At 64.4% G+C, this 17,261-nt stretch carries 20 protein-coding genes; 12 read left to right on the top strand and 8 right to left on the bottom strand.

Going from position 1 to position 17,261, the window contains the following annotated elements:
- The first annotated feature begins 13 nt into the window (after window positions 1–13).
- The gene (locus CH283_RS01780) at window positions 14–868 is read left to right on the top strand and encodes a universal stress protein (protein ID WP_068046209.1); all 855 of its coding nucleotides are present in this window, start codon (window positions 14–16) and stop codon (window positions 866–868) included.
- Window positions 861–2,378: an APC family permease gene (locus CH283_RS01775; RefSeq protein ID WP_068046212.1), complete on the top strand. Its 1,518-nt coding sequence runs from the start codon at window positions 861–863 to the stop codon at window positions 2,376–2,378. Before CH283_RS01780 ends, CH283_RS01775 begins: the two co-directional genes overlap by 8 nt.
- A 17-nt stretch (window positions 2,379–2,395) precedes the next feature.
- On the opposite strand, the gene CH283_RS01770 is transcribed toward CH283_RS01775, so the two are convergent.
- The 3 genes from CH283_RS01770 to CH283_RS01760 all read right to left on the bottom strand — a co-directional run bounded on the left by CH283_RS01770 (window position 2,396) and on the right by CH283_RS01760 (window position 5,075).
- The gene (locus tag CH283_RS01770) at window positions 2,396–3,163 is read right to left on the bottom strand and encodes a MerR family transcriptional regulator (RefSeq protein ID WP_176460411.1); all 768 of its coding nucleotides are present in this window, start codon (window positions 3,161–3,163) and stop codon (window positions 2,396–2,398) included.
- 18 nt (window positions 3,164–3,181) lie between these two features.
- Entirely contained in the window at window positions 3,182–4,393 is a 1,212-nt protein-coding gene (locus tag CH283_RS01765) for an MFS transporter (protein WP_094641038.1), read from the bottom strand.
- A 64-nt stretch (window positions 4,394–4,457) separates the two neighbouring features.
- Window positions 4,458–5,075, bottom strand: a complete 618-nt coding sequence (locus CH283_RS01760; protein WP_068046221.1) for a TetR/AcrR family transcriptional regulator C-terminal domain-containing protein — start codon at window positions 5,073–5,075, stop codon at window positions 4,458–4,460.
- 82 nt (window positions 5,076–5,157) lie between these two features.
- Between CH283_RS01760 and CH283_RS01755 the strand changes: the two genes are divergently transcribed.
- Both CH283_RS01755 and CH283_RS01750 read left to right on the top strand, forming a co-directional pair.
- Window positions 5,158–6,144: a nitrilase-related carbon-nitrogen hydrolase gene (locus CH283_RS01755; RefSeq protein ID WP_094641037.1), complete on the top strand. Its 987-nt coding sequence runs from the start codon at window positions 5,158–5,160 to the stop codon at window positions 6,142–6,144.
- Entirely contained in the window at window positions 6,141–7,187 is a 1,047-nt protein-coding gene (locus CH283_RS01750; protein WP_176460412.1) for an agmatine deiminase family protein, read from the top strand. Before CH283_RS01755 ends, CH283_RS01750 begins: the two co-directional genes overlap by 4 nt.
- Before the next feature lie 11 nt (window positions 7,188–7,198).
- Here the strand turns inward: CH283_RS01750 and CH283_RS01745 are convergent, their stop codons facing one another.
- The 3 genes from CH283_RS01745 to CH283_RS01735 all read right to left on the bottom strand — a co-directional run bounded on the left by CH283_RS01745 (window position 7,199) and on the right by CH283_RS01735 (window position 8,589).
- Window positions 7,199–7,633: a hypothetical protein gene (locus tag CH283_RS01745; RefSeq protein WP_094641036.1), complete on the bottom strand. Its 435-nt coding sequence runs from the start codon at window positions 7,631–7,633 to the stop codon at window positions 7,199–7,201.
- 225 nt (window positions 7,634–7,858) lie between these two features.
- Window positions 7,859–8,380 (bottom strand): hypothetical protein, encoded by a 522-nt coding sequence (locus CH283_RS01740; protein ID WP_094641035.1) that lies wholly within the window; start codon window positions 8,378–8,380, stop codon window positions 7,859–7,861.
- On the bottom strand, window positions 8,377–8,589 hold the full coding sequence (locus CH283_RS01735; protein ID WP_068046235.1) for a helix-turn-helix transcriptional regulator: 213 nt from the start codon (window positions 8,587–8,589) through the stop codon (window positions 8,377–8,379). Before CH283_RS01735 ends, CH283_RS01740 begins: the two co-directional genes overlap by 4 nt.
- Before the next feature lie 181 nt (window positions 8,590–8,770).
- Between CH283_RS01735 and urtA the strand changes: the two genes are divergently transcribed.
- The 6 genes from urtA (at window position 8,771) to CH283_RS01705 (ending at window position 14,285) form a co-directional block, all read left to right on the top strand.
- Window positions 8,771–10,048, top strand: a complete 1,278-nt coding sequence (gene urtA / locus CH283_RS01730; RefSeq protein WP_094641034.1) for an urea ABC transporter substrate-binding protein — start codon at window positions 8,771–8,773, stop codon at window positions 10,046–10,048.
- Window positions 10,049–10,120: 72 nt separating this feature from the next.
- Entirely contained in the window at window positions 10,121–11,005 is an 885-nt protein-coding gene (urtB, locus tag CH283_RS01725; protein WP_037186827.1) for an urea ABC transporter permease subunit UrtB, read from the top strand.
- Window positions 11,002–12,093 carry an urea ABC transporter permease subunit UrtC gene (gene urtC, locus CH283_RS01720; RefSeq protein ID WP_068046246.1) on the top strand — a complete coding sequence of 364 codons (1,092 nt, stop codon included), beginning with the start codon at window positions 11,002–11,004 and terminating at the stop codon, window positions 12,091–12,093. Before urtB ends, urtC begins: the two co-directional genes overlap by 4 nt.
- Window positions 12,090–12,920 carry an urea ABC transporter ATP-binding protein UrtD gene (gene urtD, locus CH283_RS01715; RefSeq protein ID WP_068046248.1) on the top strand — a complete coding sequence of 277 codons (831 nt, stop codon included), beginning with the start codon at window positions 12,090–12,092 and terminating at the stop codon, window positions 12,918–12,920. Before urtC ends, urtD begins: the two co-directional genes overlap by 4 nt.
- Entirely contained in the window at window positions 12,913–13,605 is a 693-nt protein-coding gene (urtE, locus tag CH283_RS01710) for an urea ABC transporter ATP-binding subunit UrtE (RefSeq protein ID WP_094641033.1), read from the top strand. Before urtD ends, urtE begins: the two co-directional genes overlap by 8 nt.
- 11 nt (window positions 13,606–13,616) lie before the next feature.
- Window positions 13,617–14,285, top strand: coding sequence for a GntR family transcriptional regulator (locus CH283_RS01705; protein ID WP_094641032.1), 669 nt, complete (start codon window positions 13,617–13,619; stop codon window positions 14,283–14,285).
- Window positions 14,286–14,332: 47 nt separating this feature from the next.
- Here CH283_RS01705 and CH283_RS01700 read toward each other — a convergent pair whose 3' ends face one another.
- Window positions 14,333–15,256: an ABC transporter substrate-binding protein gene (locus CH283_RS01700; protein ID WP_094641031.1), complete on the bottom strand. Its 924-nt coding sequence runs from the start codon at window positions 15,254–15,256 to the stop codon at window positions 14,333–14,335.
- Window positions 15,257–15,347: 91 nt separating this feature from the next.
- On the opposite strand from CH283_RS01700, the gene CH283_RS01695 reads away from it, so the two are divergent.
- Together CH283_RS01695 and CH283_RS01690 are read left to right on the top strand one after the other, a co-directional pair.
- The gene (locus CH283_RS01695) at window positions 15,348–15,908 is read left to right on the top strand and encodes a carboxymuconolactone decarboxylase family protein (protein ID WP_094641030.1); all 561 of its coding nucleotides are present in this window, start codon (window positions 15,348–15,350) and stop codon (window positions 15,906–15,908) included.
- Window positions 15,905–16,687, top strand: coding sequence for a class I SAM-dependent methyltransferase (locus tag CH283_RS01690; protein ID WP_255183043.1), 783 nt, complete (start codon window positions 15,905–15,907; stop codon window positions 16,685–16,687). The genes CH283_RS01695 and CH283_RS01690 overlap by 4 nt, the downstream gene beginning before the upstream one ends.
- On the opposite strand, the gene CH283_RS01685 is transcribed toward CH283_RS01690, so the two are convergent.
- Window positions 16,684–17,259, bottom strand: coding sequence for a hypothetical protein (locus tag CH283_RS01685; RefSeq protein WP_094641029.1), 576 nt, complete (start codon window positions 17,257–17,259; stop codon window positions 16,684–16,686). The genes CH283_RS01690 and CH283_RS01685 overlap by 4 nt on opposite strands.
- Window positions 17,260–17,261 lie beyond the last annotated feature (2 nt).

Genomic DNA, 17,261 nt, shown 5'->3' with positions numbered 1-17,261 from the left:
GGAAGGTCCTTCCATGCGTCTGATCGTGGGGTACCAGGCAACACCGAGTGGCGCTGACGGAATCGCCCTGGGGGCAACGCTTGCGCGTTCGCTGCAGGCGTCGCTGGACATCTGTCTGGTGCTGCCGCAGGAGCGTCCGGTGCCGTCCAAAGCGCCGGTCGAGGCCGGATACGACGACATCCTGATCGATCGGGCCACCGGCTGGCTCGACGAGGCACTCACCCTCGTACCCGAGGACGTGCAGGCACGCGCGCACCTGTTGTTCGACGAGTCCTTCGCTCAGGGCCTGCTCGACGCCGTCCGAGAGTTCGACGCGTACATGATCGTGGTCGGTGCGGCCGGTGACGGTCTGCTCGGACGCCATTCGATCGGCACCGTCACCAGCGATCTGCTGCACGTGGCGCATGTGCCGCTCGCGCTGGCTCCGCGGGGGTATCGACATTCTCCGCCGCAACGCATTCGAGAGATCACCTGCGCCATCGGAAATCGTCCGGGGGCAGCGGAGCTCATCGAGGCAGCCACCGACCTGTCCGTCACCGCAGAGTTGCCGTTGCGCCTGCTCTCCCTCGTTTCCGCGGACGAGCAATCGGCGCAGGGACAGGGCGGTCTCGCCAAGGCCGAGGAGGTGCTGCGCACCGTGCAAGCGGAATTGCCCGCGGGATCGGACGTGCAGTTGAAGGTGGCGGAGGGCTCCGGCATCGAGAAGGCCGCTTCTTCGCTCGACTGGCACGACGGCGACGTATTGATGGTGGGGTCGTCTCGACTCGCCCAGCCTCACCGTCTCTTCCTGGGATCGGTTGCCGCCAAGATGCTCCGGGTCGTTCCCGTTCCTATGATCGTTGTTCCGAGAGAGGCCGGCGATGAATGAGCACAAGGTAGTGGACGTCGAGTCCAAGGGCCTGTCCGCCGGCCAGCTCGGGTTGCTCGCAAGTGTGGTCCTGGGCATCTCGACCATTGCACCCGCGTACGCGCTCACCGCCTCGCTCGGGCCGACGGTCACCGAGGTCGGGGTCCATCTGCCCGCGATCTTCATCGTCGGCTTCATTCCGATGTTGTTGGTGGCGTTGGGTTATCGAGAGCTCAACGCGGCCGAGCCCGACAGCGGCACGTCGTTCACGTGGGCGTCGAAGGCCTTCGGCCCGTACGTCGGCTGGATGGGCGGATGGGGCCTGATCGCGGCCACCATCATCGTGCTCTCGAACCTGGCGGGAGTGGCCGTCGACTTCTTCTATCTCTTTCTCGCCCAGGTCACCAGCAACGACTCACTGGCCGACCTGACCGGCAACAAGCTCGTCAACATCGTCACGTGCCTGGTGTTCATGGCATTGGCAGCGTGGCTCTGCTATCGCGGCATGCAGGAGACCAAGCGTGTCCAGTACACGATGCTCGGCTTCCAGCTTTTGGTCATGGCGTGGTTCATCGTGGCCGCGTTCGTCAAGGTCGGTGCAGGCGACGGGGCCGAGGACATCTCGTTCAGCCTGGACTGGTTCGACCCGTTCGGAATCCCGAGCTTCTCCGCGTTCACTGCCGGCCTGTCACTGTCGATCTTCATGTACTGGGGTTGGGACGTCTGCCTGACCGTCAACGAGGAAACCTCCGGCAGCGCAAAGATTCCCGGACGCGCTGCGCTGGTCACGGTGTTCTTCATCATCGTTCTGTACTTGCTCACCGCAGTGGCAACCCTGCTCTTCGCCGGCACAGGTGACACCGGAAACGGACTGCAGAATCCCGACACCACCGACAACGTGTTCGCCGCCCTCGCGGGGCCGGTGATGGGTCCGTTCGCGATCCTGCTGTCCCTGGCCGTGTTGAGCAGCTCCGCCAGCTCGCTGCAGGCCACGTTCATCTCGCCGGCCCGCACGTTGCTGGCGATGGGCCACTACCAGGCCCTACCGAAGCGATTCGCCTCCATCACACCGAGATTCAGCACCCCGGGCTTCGCGACGCTGGTGGCAGGCGGAGCGTCCGCAGGCTTCTACGCCGTGATGCGGGTGGTGAGCGACAACGTTCTCACCGACACCATCGCCGCGCTCGGACTGATGATCTGCTTCTACTACGGCATCACCGCATTCGCCTGTGTCTGGTACTTCCGCGAAGAGCTGTTCACCAGCACCCGCAACGTGTTCTTCAAGTTCTTGGCTCCGCTGCTCGGTGGCGTCGGCATGGCAGTGGTGTTCGTGCAGACCTCGGTCGACGCTTGGGACCCCGAATTCGGCAGTGGCTCATCACTGTTCGGCATCGGCATGGTGTTCCTCATCGGCGTCGGCATCATCGTGCTCGGCATGGTCGTCATGGCAGTGGTTGCACTGCGCAAGCCGGAATTCTTCAAGGGCAACATTCTCCGCCGTGATACTCCGTCGCTGATCGTCGAAGACTGACCGCCCCTCGGCCCTCGTCAGGGTCGAGGGTGCTCGATGCCGCGCTCCTGCAGCCCTTGCACGATCAGCTCGGTGACGCGCACCCAGGCGGGCCGATCGGCCCACTGCGCCTCGAGCAGCGAGTTGGCCGCCGGATCGTCGAGACCGCGCTCGAACGACCACTCGAGGGCGTCACTGTCCCAGGCGTTCACCATCCACTCGACCGTGTCGTCCGCGAGCTGCTGGATCTGTGGGTCCTCGGGTTCGAGCTCGGCTGCTCGAAAGGAGCGCACCATGAGTGCCAGATAGCCCGGGTCCCTGAGCATGGTGCCGCCTACCGATTCCAGCCAGGGATCGAGCCTGGGCCGGTAGACGGCATACGTCAGCACCCAGGCATCGCGATGGTGATCGACAACGTCGGGGTCGATACCCGCTTTGCGCAGGTGCGTGATCAGGCCGACGATCACATCTGGAAGGACAAGCGCGTCGCCGGCACGCAACAGCCGGAGTCTGTCGCGATCCTTCTCCAGACGTTCGATCCTGTTGCTCAGGTCGGCGTCGATCTCGGCCAAGGCGAGGTCGAGTGATTCCTGCGAGGCGTCGAGTAGCTCGTGAACGCGCGCCAGTGGCACACCGGCGGAGGCAAGAGCAACGACGCGTGACAGCCTCAGGACGGCCTCCCCGTCGTAGAGGCGGTAGCCCGATGTATTGCGCTGCGGCTCGTCCAACAGACCCTGCTGGTGATAGAACCGGACGGTTCGGGTTGTCACTCCCACATAGGAAGCCAGCTCACCGATGCGCAGCATGGCAACCATTCTGGCCGATCAATCGTCCACCCGGGCAGACTGCGGCAGCGGTTCGGTCAGCTCACGTGCACCCGGACTCAGAACCGCATAGGCGGCGACAGCGGTCCATCCGACGCCCATGACGACAGCCCCGAGACCGAGATCTCCGCCGACGAGCACCACCGACATCAGCCCCAACCCCATCGGACCCGCCACGAGCCCGCCCATGTTCAGCCAGCCGAGGACGCGCCCCCGAACGTGTGCGGGGACACGCTCGGCGACGTAGACGTTCCAGATCGGACCGAACAGCCCGGATCCGAGACCCATGACCAGCATCCCCGCTGCGACGATCCAGAACCCTTGCAACTGTGCGAACAGCCAGATACCTGCCGTCATCGCGGCCATTCCCGTCACGAAGGTGGCCCGTCGAGATCGGGCGGCCAACGCAGCGAACAGTGCCGACCCCGCCAGCGCACCGATCGCGAACGCCGACATCGCCAGGCCCAGCTGCCCGGGTTCGCCGATCTCGTTGAAGTGACCGGGCAGGAGCAGGCTGATCATCGGCGGGGTGACCAGGCTCGCCAGGAATGCGAAAATCAGCATTGCTCGCAGCGCGGGCGTGGCACGGATCAGGTCCAGGGCACTGCCAGAACCCGTGGAGTCCGTCGCGAACGCCTGCCCCATGACCGGAACAATCGCAGTCAGCAATGCAGCGGCCGCCGACGAGGCTGCGGTGACGGCAACGACCTCGATCGGATCCAGCACGCTCAACAGCAGGCCCGCCAGAGCCGGTCCGGCCAGGAACGCCAGTGAAAACCCGGTCTGAAAGAACCCGGCCACCGTGGTGACCGACGTTCCCGAGATCGACGCGACGTCGGCGAGCATCGCTTGACGAGCCGTCATCCCCGGAACATCGAAGACCGCGCCTGCAACTCCCAGCACCACGAACCACGGCACCGACAACCCCACCGTCGCACTCACCACGATCAAGCCGAGTACCGCAGTTGCGCTGCCGAGATCGGAGACGACGGCCACGTTGCGTGCTCCGAATCGGTCGATCAGGCGACCACCGGCGAATGTTGCCGGCACCGCAGCGATGCCCGCTGCCGCAGCGATCAGACCTGCCGACGTGAGACTTCCGGTCGTGGCCAGCACCAACCAGGGTAGGACGATCGTGATCGCCGAGTTGCCGAAAAGGGACAACGAAGCGCCACCGATGTACAGAGGAACGGCAAGACGGATTCGACTCATGCTTCGATGATCGGCATTGACGTTGCGTCAAGGTCAAGATGAACCTGCAGGTGTTGCCGAAGACCTAACCGTCGAGCATGTCCGCAGGCGTGGGATCGAATCCGGCCAGCAGCGCTCGGAGTCCGTATTCGAAGGCATCCTCGGATCGCTCTCGCAGATCTCCCGCGGTGTCCAGGGCAGCTCTCAGTTCCGGTTCCACGTCGCGACTGCTGAGCCACGGTGCCTCGGGAGCTGCCAGATCCAACGCCGAACCCAACACGTAACTGTCGAGCACGGTGATGATGCGGAGCACGTCGCCCGGCACGAAGCCGGCGTCAGTCAGCACCCGCGCCAGCGTGTTGTACATCCCGAACGCAGCGCTGCTGTTCACGGCCTGAGCCGTCAGCAGTGGAATCAGCCGCGGGTAGCGTCCGTAGCTGTTTCGGTAGCCGCGTGCGATCCAGGCGAGCGCCTCACGCCACGGCACACCGACCTCCGGCATCGCCACCTCGGACATCGCCCGGCCCCGCAGCAACTCGATGATCTCGTCACGTCCGGCCACGTGGTTGTAGAGCGAGGACGGACTGACCTTCAGCCTCTTGGCCAGCTGAGGCATGGTGAATCCACCCGACTCTTCGACGAGAGTCAGGGCCGCCGTCGTGATGCGATCGAGGTCGAGCAGGGGTGCCGACGGTCGTCCCACAGCATTTCTCCCGTATCTGTTGCGTTCGAGGCAGACATCCACGATACTTAACGAATCACATTCGTTTTAACAGGAGATCAGCATGCTGACACTCACCAATCTCTCGGCTCCCGAGGCTCTGACCCGCACCACCCCAACCGATCGCGCGCCGCTCCGCGTCGGACTGGTGCAGCATCGCTGGAACCCCGATGCCGCAGGCTTGAAGGCCGAACTGCTCGACGCCATCGCCGCTGCCGCGGACCTCGGAGCGAAGGTCGTCTTCCTGCCCGAGATCACCCTGTTGCGCTACCCCGCCGACACCCGCGCCGGAGCCAACCCGGGCAGTGAAGCCGAGGATCTGCTGACCGGGCCCACGTTCACTCTCGCTGCCGAGGCCGCAGCCGCGAACGGCATCGTCGTCCATGCCTCGCTGTACGAGAAGTCCGAAGCCGCAGACGGATTGGGGTTCAACAGCGCCATCATGGTCTCGCCGACGGGAGAACTGTTGGCGAGAACCCGCAAGCTGCACATCCCCATCTCGGCCGGCTATTACGAGGACACCTACTTCCGGGCCGGTCCGGCCGAGGACCCGTATCCCGTGTACTCCCCCGCGGAACTCGGCGGAGCGAGAGTGGGCCTACCCACGTGCTGGGACGAGTGGTTCCCCGAGGTCGCGCGCAGTTACGCGCTCGGCGGCGCAGAGATTCTCGCGTATCCGACGGCCATCGGGTCCGAGCCGTCGTTCCCGGCCTTCGACACCCAACCGCTGTGGCAACACGTCATCGTCGGCCACGGCATCTCGAACGGCCTGTTCATGGTGGTACCCAACCGCTGCGGAAACGAAGGCGCGATCACCTTCTACGGCTCGTCGTTCATCTCCGATCCGTTCGGTCGCGTCCTGATTCAGGCACCCCGAGACGAATCGGCTGTCCTCGTCGCGGATCTCGACCTCGATCAGCGTCGAGAATGGTTGGAGCTCTTTCCGTTCCTACTGACACGCAGACCCGACACGTACGGCCGCCTCACCGAGCCGGTGAACATCGACGCCCCCTACGGTGACGGACATCCCGCGACTCCGGTGATCAAATGACAACCAATGCAACGACATTCACGATGCCATCCGAAACCGCTCCGCAGGACAAGGTGTGGATGGCGTTCCCGTGCGAGGGCTACTCCCTCGGAGACGACCCGGCGGCCAAGCACGAGGCCCGCTCCACATGGGCGGCCGTAGCACACGCTGTTGCCGCGTTCGAGCCGGTGACCGTCGTCGTCGATCCGGCCGAACGCGCCGTCGCATCGACATACCTCTCGCGCGATATCGACATCGTCGAAGCACGGTTGAACGACGCCTGGATGCGCGACATCGGTCCGACATTCGTTCATGCACAGGACGGTTCGGTCGCCGCCGTCGACTGGGTCTTCAACGGCTGGGGTGCGCAGGACTGGGCGCAGTGGGACAAGGACAGTCGTATCGGCGAGTTCGTCGCGAATCAGGCTGCTGTGCAGCGAATCACGTCGCCAATCGTCAACGAGGGCGGCGGCATCGCGGTCGACGGCACAGGCACCGTGCTGGTGACCGAGACCGTACAGCTCGATCCGGGGCGCAACCCCGGGCTGTCGAAAGCCGACATCGAAGCGGAACTGGCACGAACCATCGGTGCGCAGCATGTCATCTGGCTGCCGCGCGGACTGACGCGCGATTCCATGCGTTTCGGTACCCGAGGACACGTCGACATCGTCGCGGCCATTCCGTCACCGGGAACAGTGCTGGTGCATCGGCAACACGACCGGGCTCACCCCGACTACGAGGTCAGTTCACTGATCGTCGATACCTTGCGGGCCACCCACGACGGCTCGGGTGCGGACTGGAACATCGTCGAGGTGCCGGCTCCGCGGACACTGCGTGATGCCGACGGTTTCGTCGACTACAGCTACATCAATCATCTGGTCGTCAACGGCGGCGTGATCGCCTGCAGTTACGACGACCCGTCCGACGCCGAAGCGGCCGCGATCCTGCGCGACGCGTACCCGGGCCGGGATGTGGTGACCGTGGACGCGAGGCCACTGTTCGAGCGAGGCGGCGGGATCCACTGCATCACCCAGCATCAGCCTGCGGCGAGGAATCTCCAGTGAGAAGTGGGGTCCTACGAGCTGCGACGAACCTCGAGCTCCTCGCCGACGGTGACGGTGAGCGATTCGGTCACGCAGTCCAGCCGTCCGTCGAGACGCAGTGAGACGTTGTATTCGCCCGGCTTGAGGTTGAACGTGGTGATGGTGATGCTGGTGGCGTTCTCGTCCACGATCACGCGCTGACTCAACGACAGCATCCCGTTGTGCAGAACCTCGCACATCTGCCCCGGCAGGACGTTGTCGACATGGACCGTGATGGCTTTCGGTCCGCCGAGAACCTCGATGGTGGGCTGCGGCGTGCTCGACCCGACGAGTCTGAGGTAACTCTTGTCTCTGCGCACGGCCTCGACTTCCCTGTTAGCGTGCTCCACCAGAAGGTGGACGTCCGACGTGGTCTCGTTGGTGCTTCGTGGCGCGATGGAAGACGGATTGGTTTCACACGTCGTCATCGGCCTCGACCCCGAGCCTCTCTTTACATCGGGGGCGCAATCGTCCGCGTTACGAACCCGCCTCCGACCAGCCCACCCGCAGCCGCGAACATCCAGGGAATCTCGATGTCATCGGTCAGAACATACCTCTCGCTCCTCCGATCTGCGAGCGGACTGTTCGAAACGATATCTTTACGTATCCTTGCACCATGTAATACTCGGCGCGAGTGATCAAGGACACGAGAGTCAGTCCGTTTCCTCGAAGCCCTGTAGTTCGGCCTTCTCGGCGGCGAGCTCGGCGTCTCGCCGGCGACGCTGATGCGCCTTGACTCCAATGACCGCCGCGGCGAAGCCGAGCGGCGCACCGACGGCCACCCCGATCCACAGCGACCCGAGATTGCCGTCACCGTAGCGAGCGAGCAGACGAATTGCGGCTCCGCCTCCACAGAGGACGAAGAGCGCCGAGGCAACGGCTATGCGGGCACGCCGAAGCTCCTGCACGGTGTACATGTCGATCCCCCGCGCGCGTGCGTATCCGATAACCACGTAGGCCACGACAATCAGCGCGACGTAGATGCCCAACGCCACCCACGCTCCGGTCACGCCTGCCGCGAAGGGCAGGATCGCGCCTGCGATCAGCCCGATCCACAGCAGTGACTGGAATCCGACGGCCGAGGCCTCGTTCCAGATGTCGCGTTGGAGTTCGTCGGCGTAGAACTCGTCGTCGAGGTCCCCGACGAATCGGGCTGCTCTGACGAATGCGCTCATGATTCTGCCTCTCCTTCGTTTCCGAACAGTGTTTCCACCGTCGTATCGAGTGCACGGGCCAATCGCAGTGCCAGGTAGACGCTCGGCGCATAGTCGCCGCCCTCGACGGAGACGATGCTCTGTCGGCTCACCCCGCAGATTTTGCCGAGTTCGGCCTGGGTGATCCGTGCCTGTTTGCGATGTGCGCGAACGTTGTTCGTTCCGGACATGCCAGAAAGTCAACTCTGCTTGTCATAAAATGTCAAGAGGAGTTGTCATCCTGCGGCATTTACGTCCGCGTAACGCGGGAAACAGACTCGTGACCGCAGAACATACCGACGCAATAACTTCCCTTTACTGTTCGCAATCGCGAATACAACCCCGTATACAAAACCTCCGAAAGGGCCGTAGATGCCTGCTGTCTCGAAGCGCATGTCCTTCAAGCGCGTCATGGTCGTTCCCGCAGCGCTGGCTGCATTGAGCCTCGTTGCCACCGCCTGCGGAAGCAAGGCGAGCGATACCGCCTCTGCCGACGGCGGCGGCGGTTCTGCCACCTCGTGTGTCGACACCTCCGGTGACACCATCAAGGTCGGCTCGCTCAACTCCCTGTCCGGCACCATGGCGATCAGCGAAGTGACGGTGCGTGATTCGATCGCACTGGCCGTCGAGCAGATCAACGCAGCGGGCGGAGTCAACGGCAAGCAGATCGAGGTCGTCGCCGAGGACGGTGCGTCCGAGCCGACGGTGTTCGCCGAGAAGGCCGAGAAGCTCATCAGCAGCGACTGTGTCGCAGCGGTTTTCGGTGGATGGACCTCGTCGTCGCGCAAGGCGATGCTGCCCGTGTTCGAGGACAACGACGCTCTCCTCTACTACCCCGTGCAGTACGAGGGACTCGAGGCGTCGGACAACATCTTCTACACCGGTGCCACCACCAACCAGCAGATCATTCCGGCACTGGACTACCTCAAGGAACAGGGTGTGAAGTCGCTGTACCTCGTCGGTAGCGACTACGTCTTCCCGCAGACCGCCAACCGTGAGATCAAGGCCTACGCGGCCGCGAACGACATCGAGATCAAGGGCGAGGATTACACCCCGCTCGGCTCGACGGACTTCTCCACCATCGTGAACAAGGTTCGCTCGGCCGACGCGGACGCGGTGTTCAACACCCTCAACGGCGACTCGAACGTCGCGTTCTTCCGCGAGTACACCAACGCCGGCCTCAAAGCTGCTGACATGCCGGTCATCTCGGTCTCCATCGCCGAGGAAGAGGTCGCCGGCATCGGTGCGGCCAACATCGAGGGCCAGCTGACCGCCTGGAACTACTACCAGACCGTCGACAGCCCCGAGAACACCAAGTTCGTCGCCGACTACAAGGCGAAGTACGGTGCCGACAAGCCCACCTCGGACCCGATGGAAGCCGCGTACACCTCGGTCTACCTGTGGAAGAACACCGTCGAGAAGGCCGATTCCTTTGCCGTGGCAGACGTTCAGGCCGCGGCCGACGGAGTCAGCTTCGCCGCTCCCGAGGGCGAGGTCGTCATCGACGGCGACAACCACCACATCTCCAAGACCGCCCGCATCGGTGAGATCCGTGCCGACGGACTGATCTACACGGTGTGGGAGTCGCCCGAGGCGATCGCACCCGACCCGTTCCTGGAGACCTACGACTGGGCCGCCGACCTCAACTGACCACCACCCATGTGAGTGGAACTTCGTAGCCTGCTACGAAGTTCCACTCACATGCTCCGAAGGAGCTCCCCTATGGACGTCGTGATCGGACAGTTGTTCACCGGCCTGTCGATCGGATCCATTCTCTTGCTCGCCGCCCTCGGGCTCTCACTGACGTTCGGTCAGATGGGCGTCATCAACATGGCGCACGGCGAGTTCATCATGGCCGGTTCGTACACGGCCTACGTGGTGCAGCAGATCGTCTCCACCGGCGGCGCATCACTGTTCATCTCTCTGATCGTCGGCTTCCTCGTCGGCGGCGCCATGGGAGTGTTGTTGGAGGTCACGCTGATTCAGCGTATGTACCACCGACCACTCGATACCCTGCTCGTCACGTTCGGCGTCGGGCTCATCCTGCAGCAGCTCGCTCGCGACATCTTCGGGGCACCGGCGGTCAACGTCGTGTCCCCGGGTTGGCTGACCGGCGGCGTCGACATCCTCGGTGCCGTGGTGCCCAAGACCAGAATCTTCATCCTCGTCCTCGCGGTCGTCGCCGTTGTTGCGCTGTCGATCGCGCTGAAGAAGACCGCGATGGGTCGACGCATCCGCGCGGTGGTGCAGAACCGCGATCTCGCAGAGACCTCGGGCATCTCGAGCCGCAGGACCGACATCTCGACGTTCTTCCTCGGCTCCGGACTCGCCGGCGTCGCCGGTGTCGCACTCACCCTGATCGGTTCCACCAGTTCCACTGTGGGACAGAGCTATCTGATCGACGCCTTCCTGGTGGTCGTCGTCGGTGGTCTCGGCCAGATCAAGGGCGCGGTCATCGCGGCCTTCGCTCTGGGAATTCTCAACTCGTTCATCGAGTACAGCACCACGGCGTCGATCGCCAAGGTCATCGTGTTCGTGCTCATCGTGATCTTCCTGCAGGCCCGACCGCAGGGCTTGTTCGCCGTCAAGACAAGGAGCCTGGTATGAGCGAGTTCATCGCCAAGCGCGGCGCTCTACTGGGATTCGCGCTCGCCGCGATTCTGTTGTTCGCAGTCGCTCCGGCCGTCCTCAGCGACTTCCGGCTGAACCTGCTGGGCAAGTTCATCTGCTACGCCATCGTGGCCGTCGGAATCGGATTGGCCTGGGGCCGAGGCGGAATGCTCACCCTCGGTCAGGGTGTCTTCTTCGGTATCGGTGCCTACATCATGGCCATGCATCTGAAGATCTCCGACGCCGATCTCCGCGGCGACGACGTACCGGACTTCATGTCGATCGCCGGAATTCGTGAACTGCCCTCGTACTGGGTGCCGTTCACCTCGCCGATCACCACGATCCTGGGCATTCTGTTCGTGCCGGCCCTGGTGGCGCTGGTACTCGGTCTCGGCGTGTTCAAGCGTCGGGTCAAGGGCGCGTACTTCGCGATCCTCAGCCAGGCACTGGCCGCCGCGTTCGCGATTCTGCTCATCGGGCAGCAGACCACCGGTGGATCCAACGGCCTCAACAGGTTCCGCACCTTTTTCGGGTTCAACCTCAACGACCCGGCCAACAAGCAGATGCTGTTCTTCATCGCTGCAGGCGTACTCCTCGTCGTCGTCGCGATCACCCGCCAGCTCATGTACTCGCGCTACGGCGAACTGTTGGTGGCGGTACGCGATCAGGAGGAGCGGGTGCGGTTCCTCGGGTACGACCCCGCCAACGTCAAGATCGTGGCCTACGTGGCGGCGGCGTTCTTCGCGGGTCTCGCAGGCGCACTGTTCGTTCCGATCGTCGGCATCATCTCCCCCAACGACGTCGGCATCGTCCCGTCCATCGCGTTCCTCATCGGTGTCGCGATCGGCGGTCGTACCACCCTGCTCGGTCCGGTCCTCGGCGCGCTCGGCGTCGCGTGGGCTCAGACCACGCTGTCCGAGCAGTTCCCGTCGGGCTGGACGTACGCGCAGGGACTGTTGTTCGTGGTGGTCGTCGGGTTCTTCCCCGCCGGTATCGCAGGACTGTTCGCGCTGCGAAAACGAAAGAAGGAAGCCGAAGCGGTACCCGAACCGAGCGAAGAGCCAGAGAAGGAACTGACGCGATGATCCACGTCGAAGGTCCACAACCCACGTTCGGCGGCAACGCCGGCATGTCGAGTCAGTACCTCGAAGTCCGAGACCTGACAGTCAGTTTCGACGGTTTCAAGGCCAACACCAACGTCGATCTGACGCTGATGCAGGGCGATCTGCGTTTCCTCATCGGGCCCAACGGCGCAGGCAAGACCACGCTGATCGACGCCATCACCGGCCTCGTCCCGGCGACCGGCTCGGTCACCAAATCCGGCGTGGAACTGCTCGGCAAGAAGGTGCATCAGATCGCCCGCCTGGGCATCGGCCGAACCTTCCAGACCGCCAGCATCTTCGAGAATCTGACGGTATTGCAGAACCTGGACATCGCCGCCGGGTCCGGTCGGTCGGTGCTGACAATGTTGCGTCGTCGAGGATCGGTGCTGCCGCAGATCGAGGAGGCACTCGAGACCATCGGCCTGACGGCCGAGCGCGACAAGCCGGCAGGAATTCTCGCGCACGGTCAGAAGCAGTGGCTCGAGATCGGAATGCTGTTGGTGCAGAACGCCGACGTGCTGCTGCTCGACGAGCCGGTCGCCGGCATGAGTCACGAGGAACGCGAGGAAACGGGCCAGCTGCTGCAGCGCATCGGCGGTGAGCGGACGGTCGTGGTGGTCGAGCACGACATGGACTTCATGCGCATGTTCGCCACTTCGGTGACGGTGTTGGCAGCCGGACGGGTCCTGGCCGAGGGCACAGTGGCCGAGGTACAGGCCGATCCGAAGGTCCAAGAGGTGTACCTCGGCACCGCGGCTGCGGGCGAGGAACTCGATCACATCGCAGAAGAGGGAGCCGGTCATGCTTGAACTGGTCGATGTACGTACCGGTTACGGCCGCAGCGAAGTCATTCACGGTGCGTCGCTGACGGTTCCGGCCGACGGTGTCGCCGCAGTGATGGGACACAACGGTGCCGGCAAGACCACCCTGCTGCGGGCAGCGGTCGGCTTGCTGAAGGTCAATTCCGGCAAAGTTCTGTTCGACGGCGAGGACGTGAGCGCGTTGCGCCCCAGCGCCCGCGTCGCTCGCGGGCTCGCCTATGTGCCGCAGGGTCAGCAGTCGTTCGGCCAGCTGACGACGGCCGAGAACCTGCAGGTGGTCGCCGACGGCCGCAAGCGCGGCAAGGCGCTGATCGACGAGGCACTCGATCTGTTTCCGGCATTGAAGGAATTGCTCGGTCGCAGAGCGGGATTGCTCTCGGGTGGACAGCGCCAGCAGCTGGCGATCGCGAGGGCCCTGATCACCGAACCGCGAATGTTGATCCTGGACGAGCCCACCGAGGGCATCCAACCGTCGGTGGTCGCCGAGATCGAACGCACCGTCATCGAACTCACTCGACGCGGCGGTCTCGGAGTGTTGTTGGTGGAGCAGCACATCGGTTTCGCTCTGGAGTCGGCGCAGAACTACTACATCCTCGAGGCCGGCCGCATCACGTCCACCGGCGTGGGCGGAGCCGAGTCCGAGGCAGACGTCCGCGCAGCCATGGCGATCTGACCGGACGCATCGTGCCGCGCAGGGACCTTCGCGAGAAGGTCTATTCGTCACTGCGCCGGGATCTGATCTCCGGTGCCATCAGTTCCACCGAACGGCTCGGCGAGGAGCGTCTCGCCGAGCTGTACGGTGTCTCGCGCACTCCGGTGCGTGAAGCCTTGGCCAGATTGCAGGCCGACGGTCTCGTCACTCGCGATGACGCCGGGCTGCACGCCTATCGTCCACGACTGAGCGACCTGCCCGATCTGTACGAGCTACGGGCCACTCTCGAGGCTCGCGGCATCACGCGCTCGACATCCCAGTCCGTCGACCGGGCGTCGCTGTCGAACCTGTTGGACACCTGGATCGGTTTGCGGGACGACCCTCCCGGCACCACCGACGATCTGGTGTCCCTGGACGAGAACTTTCACGTCACCTTGCTGGCCGCGTCGGGTAATCCGGCTCTGACCGAGGCGCTGTGCACCGTGAACGCCAAGGTGCGTCCGGTTCGGATACTCGGCGGACTCGACGCCGCAGCCGTCGTCTCGGCGATCGATCAACACATCGACATCGTCGAACGCGTGCTCGCCGGGACCCTGGACTCGGCACTGGAACTGCTACTCGCCCATATCGATTCATCACGCGATCGAGTGGTCGCGCGGGCGCAGCAGGCGGCGGCGCTGGCCGGCGCGGTCCGTATCTGATGCGTCAGGCGCGACCCGCCAGGAGTGGAGCCTGCGGAACGACCCAACTAGTCCGAGAGAATCCGATCGATGTCGTCGAGCACGGTCTGCCCACCCATGGGCCCGACCCCGGTGATCCAGTACGACATGTCCACCGCGTGCGGGTTCGGCAGGATCGCTGCGTTGGCGGTGATCGACGCCGGAATCGCCGCGGGGTCCGACGGGTCGGCGGCGGTGACGACGATCAGATCCGCTGCCGCCTGAGCCGCCAGCTCGGGCGAGAGGTCGACCGAGATCTCGTCCGCCCATTCCGGCCGCGGCGGAGTGGTGAAGCCTGCACATTCGAGGGTGCTCCCGGCGAACGACGACGGCCCGTACAGGGTCAGCTCACCGTTGCGCGGCCTGATGAGTTGTGCCGTCTGCCCGGCAGTGTCGAATTCCTCGGCGATCTCGGCACACCGGTCGTCGTAGTCGGTGAGCAGTTCCTCGGCGTCGTTCTCCTTGCCGAGAGTGCGCCCGACGAACCTGACGTTCTCGCGCCACGGATCGGACTGGGATGCCATGAACACCGTCGGTGCAATGGCGGAGAGTTGGTCGTAGTACTCGGCGTGTCGAGTCTCCGTGCCCAGGATCAGATCTGGTTGTAGGGCCGCGATGTCCTCGATGGTCGGTTCGGCAACCGTACCGACGGTCGCGATGTTCGCCGCTTCGGTACCGAGGTACGACGGCACGCCGCTCGTCTCGCTGAGCACGGCGGTGCCGACGGGCATTACGCCGAGGGCGACGGTGGTGTCGAGCTCGACCGGCTCCAGGGTGACGATGCGCAGCGGGGTCTCGGGCACGTCGACCGTTCCCCGGACGGTCTCGATCGATCTCGTGGCGCTGCCTGCGCTGTCGGGGGCGGCGTCGGTGGACGAGCACGCCGTCGCAGTCACTCCGAGGGCGGCGATGGTGAGCGCGAGGGCCGTGATGCGGGCATGGGACTTCGTCAAGGGTCCTCCGAGGAAAGTTTGTGCTGGATGACAAGAAGGGTAGCCTAGCCTTCTTCGTCCCGGTGACGTCCGGCCGGGCAGTCGGTACGGTGTGGCTGTGACCACACCACGCATTCCGTCCGGTACCGCCAGAACCCTCGGGCCCATCAACTGGGTCATCTGCAAGGTGATCGCCAAGGGTGCGGGGGTGCCCAATCCGCACTTGTTCACCACCCTCGGGCGCACCGGTGGGCTGTATCGGGCATGGCTGTTCTACAGCGGCCACCTGATGCCCGGCGGGAAGATCTCACGCAAGGAAACCGAAATGGTGATCCTGCGCGTGGCGCACCTGCGCGATTCCGCGTACGAGATGGACCATCACATCCGGCTGGGCAAGCGGGCGGGCATCGACCGGGATCTGCTCGAGCTGATCAAGACCGGACCGGACGCACCGGGACTGTCGACGCGGTATCGGACCATCCTCTCTGCGGTCGACGAACTCATCGCCACCAAAATCCTCTCCGACGCGACCTGGAACCAACTCGCCACCCAGTTCGACGAGCGACGACTCATCGAATTCGTCCTGCTGGTCACTCAATACGATGGCCTGGCAACCACTCTCGGCGCTCTGCGAGTGGAGCGGGACTACGGCGACCGGCCTCCGCGACCATGATCGACTCTGCCGAGACCGCATTGCACCGCGCACTCGAGATGATCGAGCCCGAGGTGCTGCGGGGGCTGGCGCGCACCGACGGCGGGTACGTCGAACTCTTACCGAACGTGCCCGCACCGAATCCGTCGCCGGCCAGCATCGCGATGAACAACCGCGTGGTGGCGGCGATCTACGAGAAGGTGTGGCGCCCGTTCGGTGTATCGATGATGGGCGTCGCCGGCATGTCCATGTCGGCCGAACGTGCGAAAGCCGTTGCCGACCTTCGATTGAACGGCCCGCAACGGGTACTCGATGTCGCGTGCGGCCCGGGCAACTTCACCAGGTTCCTCTCGGAGGCTCTCACCGGTGATGGGCTCGCCGTCGGATTCGACATCTCCGAGGCGATGATCGCCCGCGCGGTGCGAGACAACCGCGGCCCCCGCGCGGCGTACGTGCGGGGAGATGCCGCCCGACTGCCCTATGCCGACGGCGCGTTCGACGCCGTGTGCTGCTACGCCGCTCTGTATCTCGTTCCGCAGCCGATGACGGTGCTGGACGAGCTGATTCGCGTCGTGCGCCCGGGTGGACGCATCGCAATCATGACCAGCTGCGAGCCTCATCCGGCACCGCTGGGTACCGTCGTCGGCTTCGGAACGGGCCTGGCGGGTGTGAGGATGTTCCCGAAGAACCTGTTCGTCGACGTGTTCGAGGCATCGGGACTGACCGAGATCGAGCAGGAAGTGCGCGGCCTCGCGCAGTTCGTCAGCGCTACCAATGCCCGCGCAACGGAGCGGATCTAGGTCTTGGGACCGTAGTCGCTGACGATCCACTGACCGTCCTGGTCGGTGACCGTCACCAGCAGGAGATTGGGAACGTTGCCGGGGTCGGGCTGCTGTACGTTCTGTGTCGTCTGCTGGGCGAACACCGCCACCTTGTACTCTCCACCGGATTCGGAATCGATTGCCGCCGAAAGAACCTCACCGGTCGCCACCACCTGGGACTCGTTCATGATCGCGGTGAGTGCTTCCCGGACACCGTCGTACCTGTCCTGCAGTGACTGCGACGCGCCCTGGTCGACTCCTTCGAAGAAGGCGTCGAGGTTGCGGTAGTCGTACGTCAACGACCGTGCGGTGTACTCGGTGGCCGTGTTCAGCGCCATCTGCCGGTCCTGCTCAAGTGCACGTTCGGCTGCCAGATCGCCTGCCGCAGAATGCCACAGCACGCCGAACACCACTGCCAGCACTACCCCCGGTACCGCCGCACCCACGACGGACCACCGGATACGGCGTCGCCGCTCGGGGTTCTCGGGCGCAGTCGCAGTCTTGTCCTCGGGCACTGCTGCCTTCTTTTCGGATGCATCTACTTCGACCATGA

Source organism: Rhodococcus sp. 05-2254-2 (assembly GCF_002259095.1).
Classification (GTDB): domain Bacteria; phylum Actinomycetota; class Actinomycetes; order Mycobacteriales; family Mycobacteriaceae; genus Rhodococcoides.
This window is presented reverse-complemented; position numbering and strand designations above follow the sequence as displayed.

Coding starts and splice junctions, on each gene's coding strand:
- CH283_RS01740 (WP_094641035.1), bottom strand. CDS start 8,380: ATGAGCGCATTCGTCAGAGCAGCCCGATTCGTCGGGGACCTCGACGAC.
- CH283_RS01690 (WP_255183043.1), top strand. CDS start 15,905: ATGATCGACTCTGCCGAGACCGCATTGCACCGCGCACTCGAGATGATC.
- urtD (WP_068046248.1), top strand. CDS start 12,090: ATGATCCACGTCGAAGGTCCACAACCCACGTTCGGCGGCAACGCCGGC.
- urtA (WP_094641034.1), top strand. CDS start 8,771: ATGCCTGCTGTCTCGAAGCGCATGTCCTTCAAGCGCGTCATGGTCGTT.
- urtB (WP_037186827.1), top strand. CDS start 10,121: ATGGACGTCGTGATCGGACAGTTGTTCACCGGCCTGTCGATCGGATCC.
- CH283_RS01745 (WP_094641036.1), bottom strand. CDS start 7,633: ATGACGACGTGTGAAACCAATCCGTCTTCCATCGCGCCACGAAGCACC.
- CH283_RS01755 (WP_094641037.1), top strand. CDS start 5,158: ATGCTGACACTCACCAATCTCTCGGCTCCCGAGGCTCTGACCCGCACC.
- CH283_RS01765 (WP_094641038.1), bottom strand. CDS start 4,393: ATGAGTCGAATCCGTCTTGCCGTTCCTCTGTACATCGGTGGCGCTTCG.
- urtE (WP_094641033.1), top strand. CDS start 12,913: ATGCTTGAACTGGTCGATGTACGTACCGGTTACGGCCGCAGCGAAGTC.
- CH283_RS01735 (WP_068046235.1), bottom strand. CDS start 8,589: ATGTCCGGAACGAACAACGTTCGCGCACATCGCAAACAGGCACGGATC.
- CH283_RS01685 (WP_094641029.1), bottom strand. CDS start 17,259: ATGGTCGAAGTAGATGCATCCGAAAAGAAGGCAGCAGTGCCCGAGGAC.
- CH283_RS01775 (WP_068046212.1), top strand. CDS start 861: ATGAATGAGCACAAGGTAGTGGACGTCGAGTCCAAGGGCCTGTCCGCC.
- CH283_RS01770 (WP_176460411.1), bottom strand. CDS start 3,163: ATGCTGCGCATCGGTGAGCTGGCTTCCTATGTGGGAGTGACAACCCGA.
- urtC (WP_068046246.1), top strand. CDS start 11,002: ATGAGCGAGTTCATCGCCAAGCGCGGCGCTCTACTGGGATTCGCGCTC.
- CH283_RS01780 (WP_068046209.1), top strand. CDS start 14: ATGCGTCTGATCGTGGGGTACCAGGCAACACCGAGTGGCGCTGACGGA.
- CH283_RS01750 (WP_176460412.1), top strand. CDS start 6,141: ATGACAACCAATGCAACGACATTCACGATGCCATCCGAAACCGCTCCG.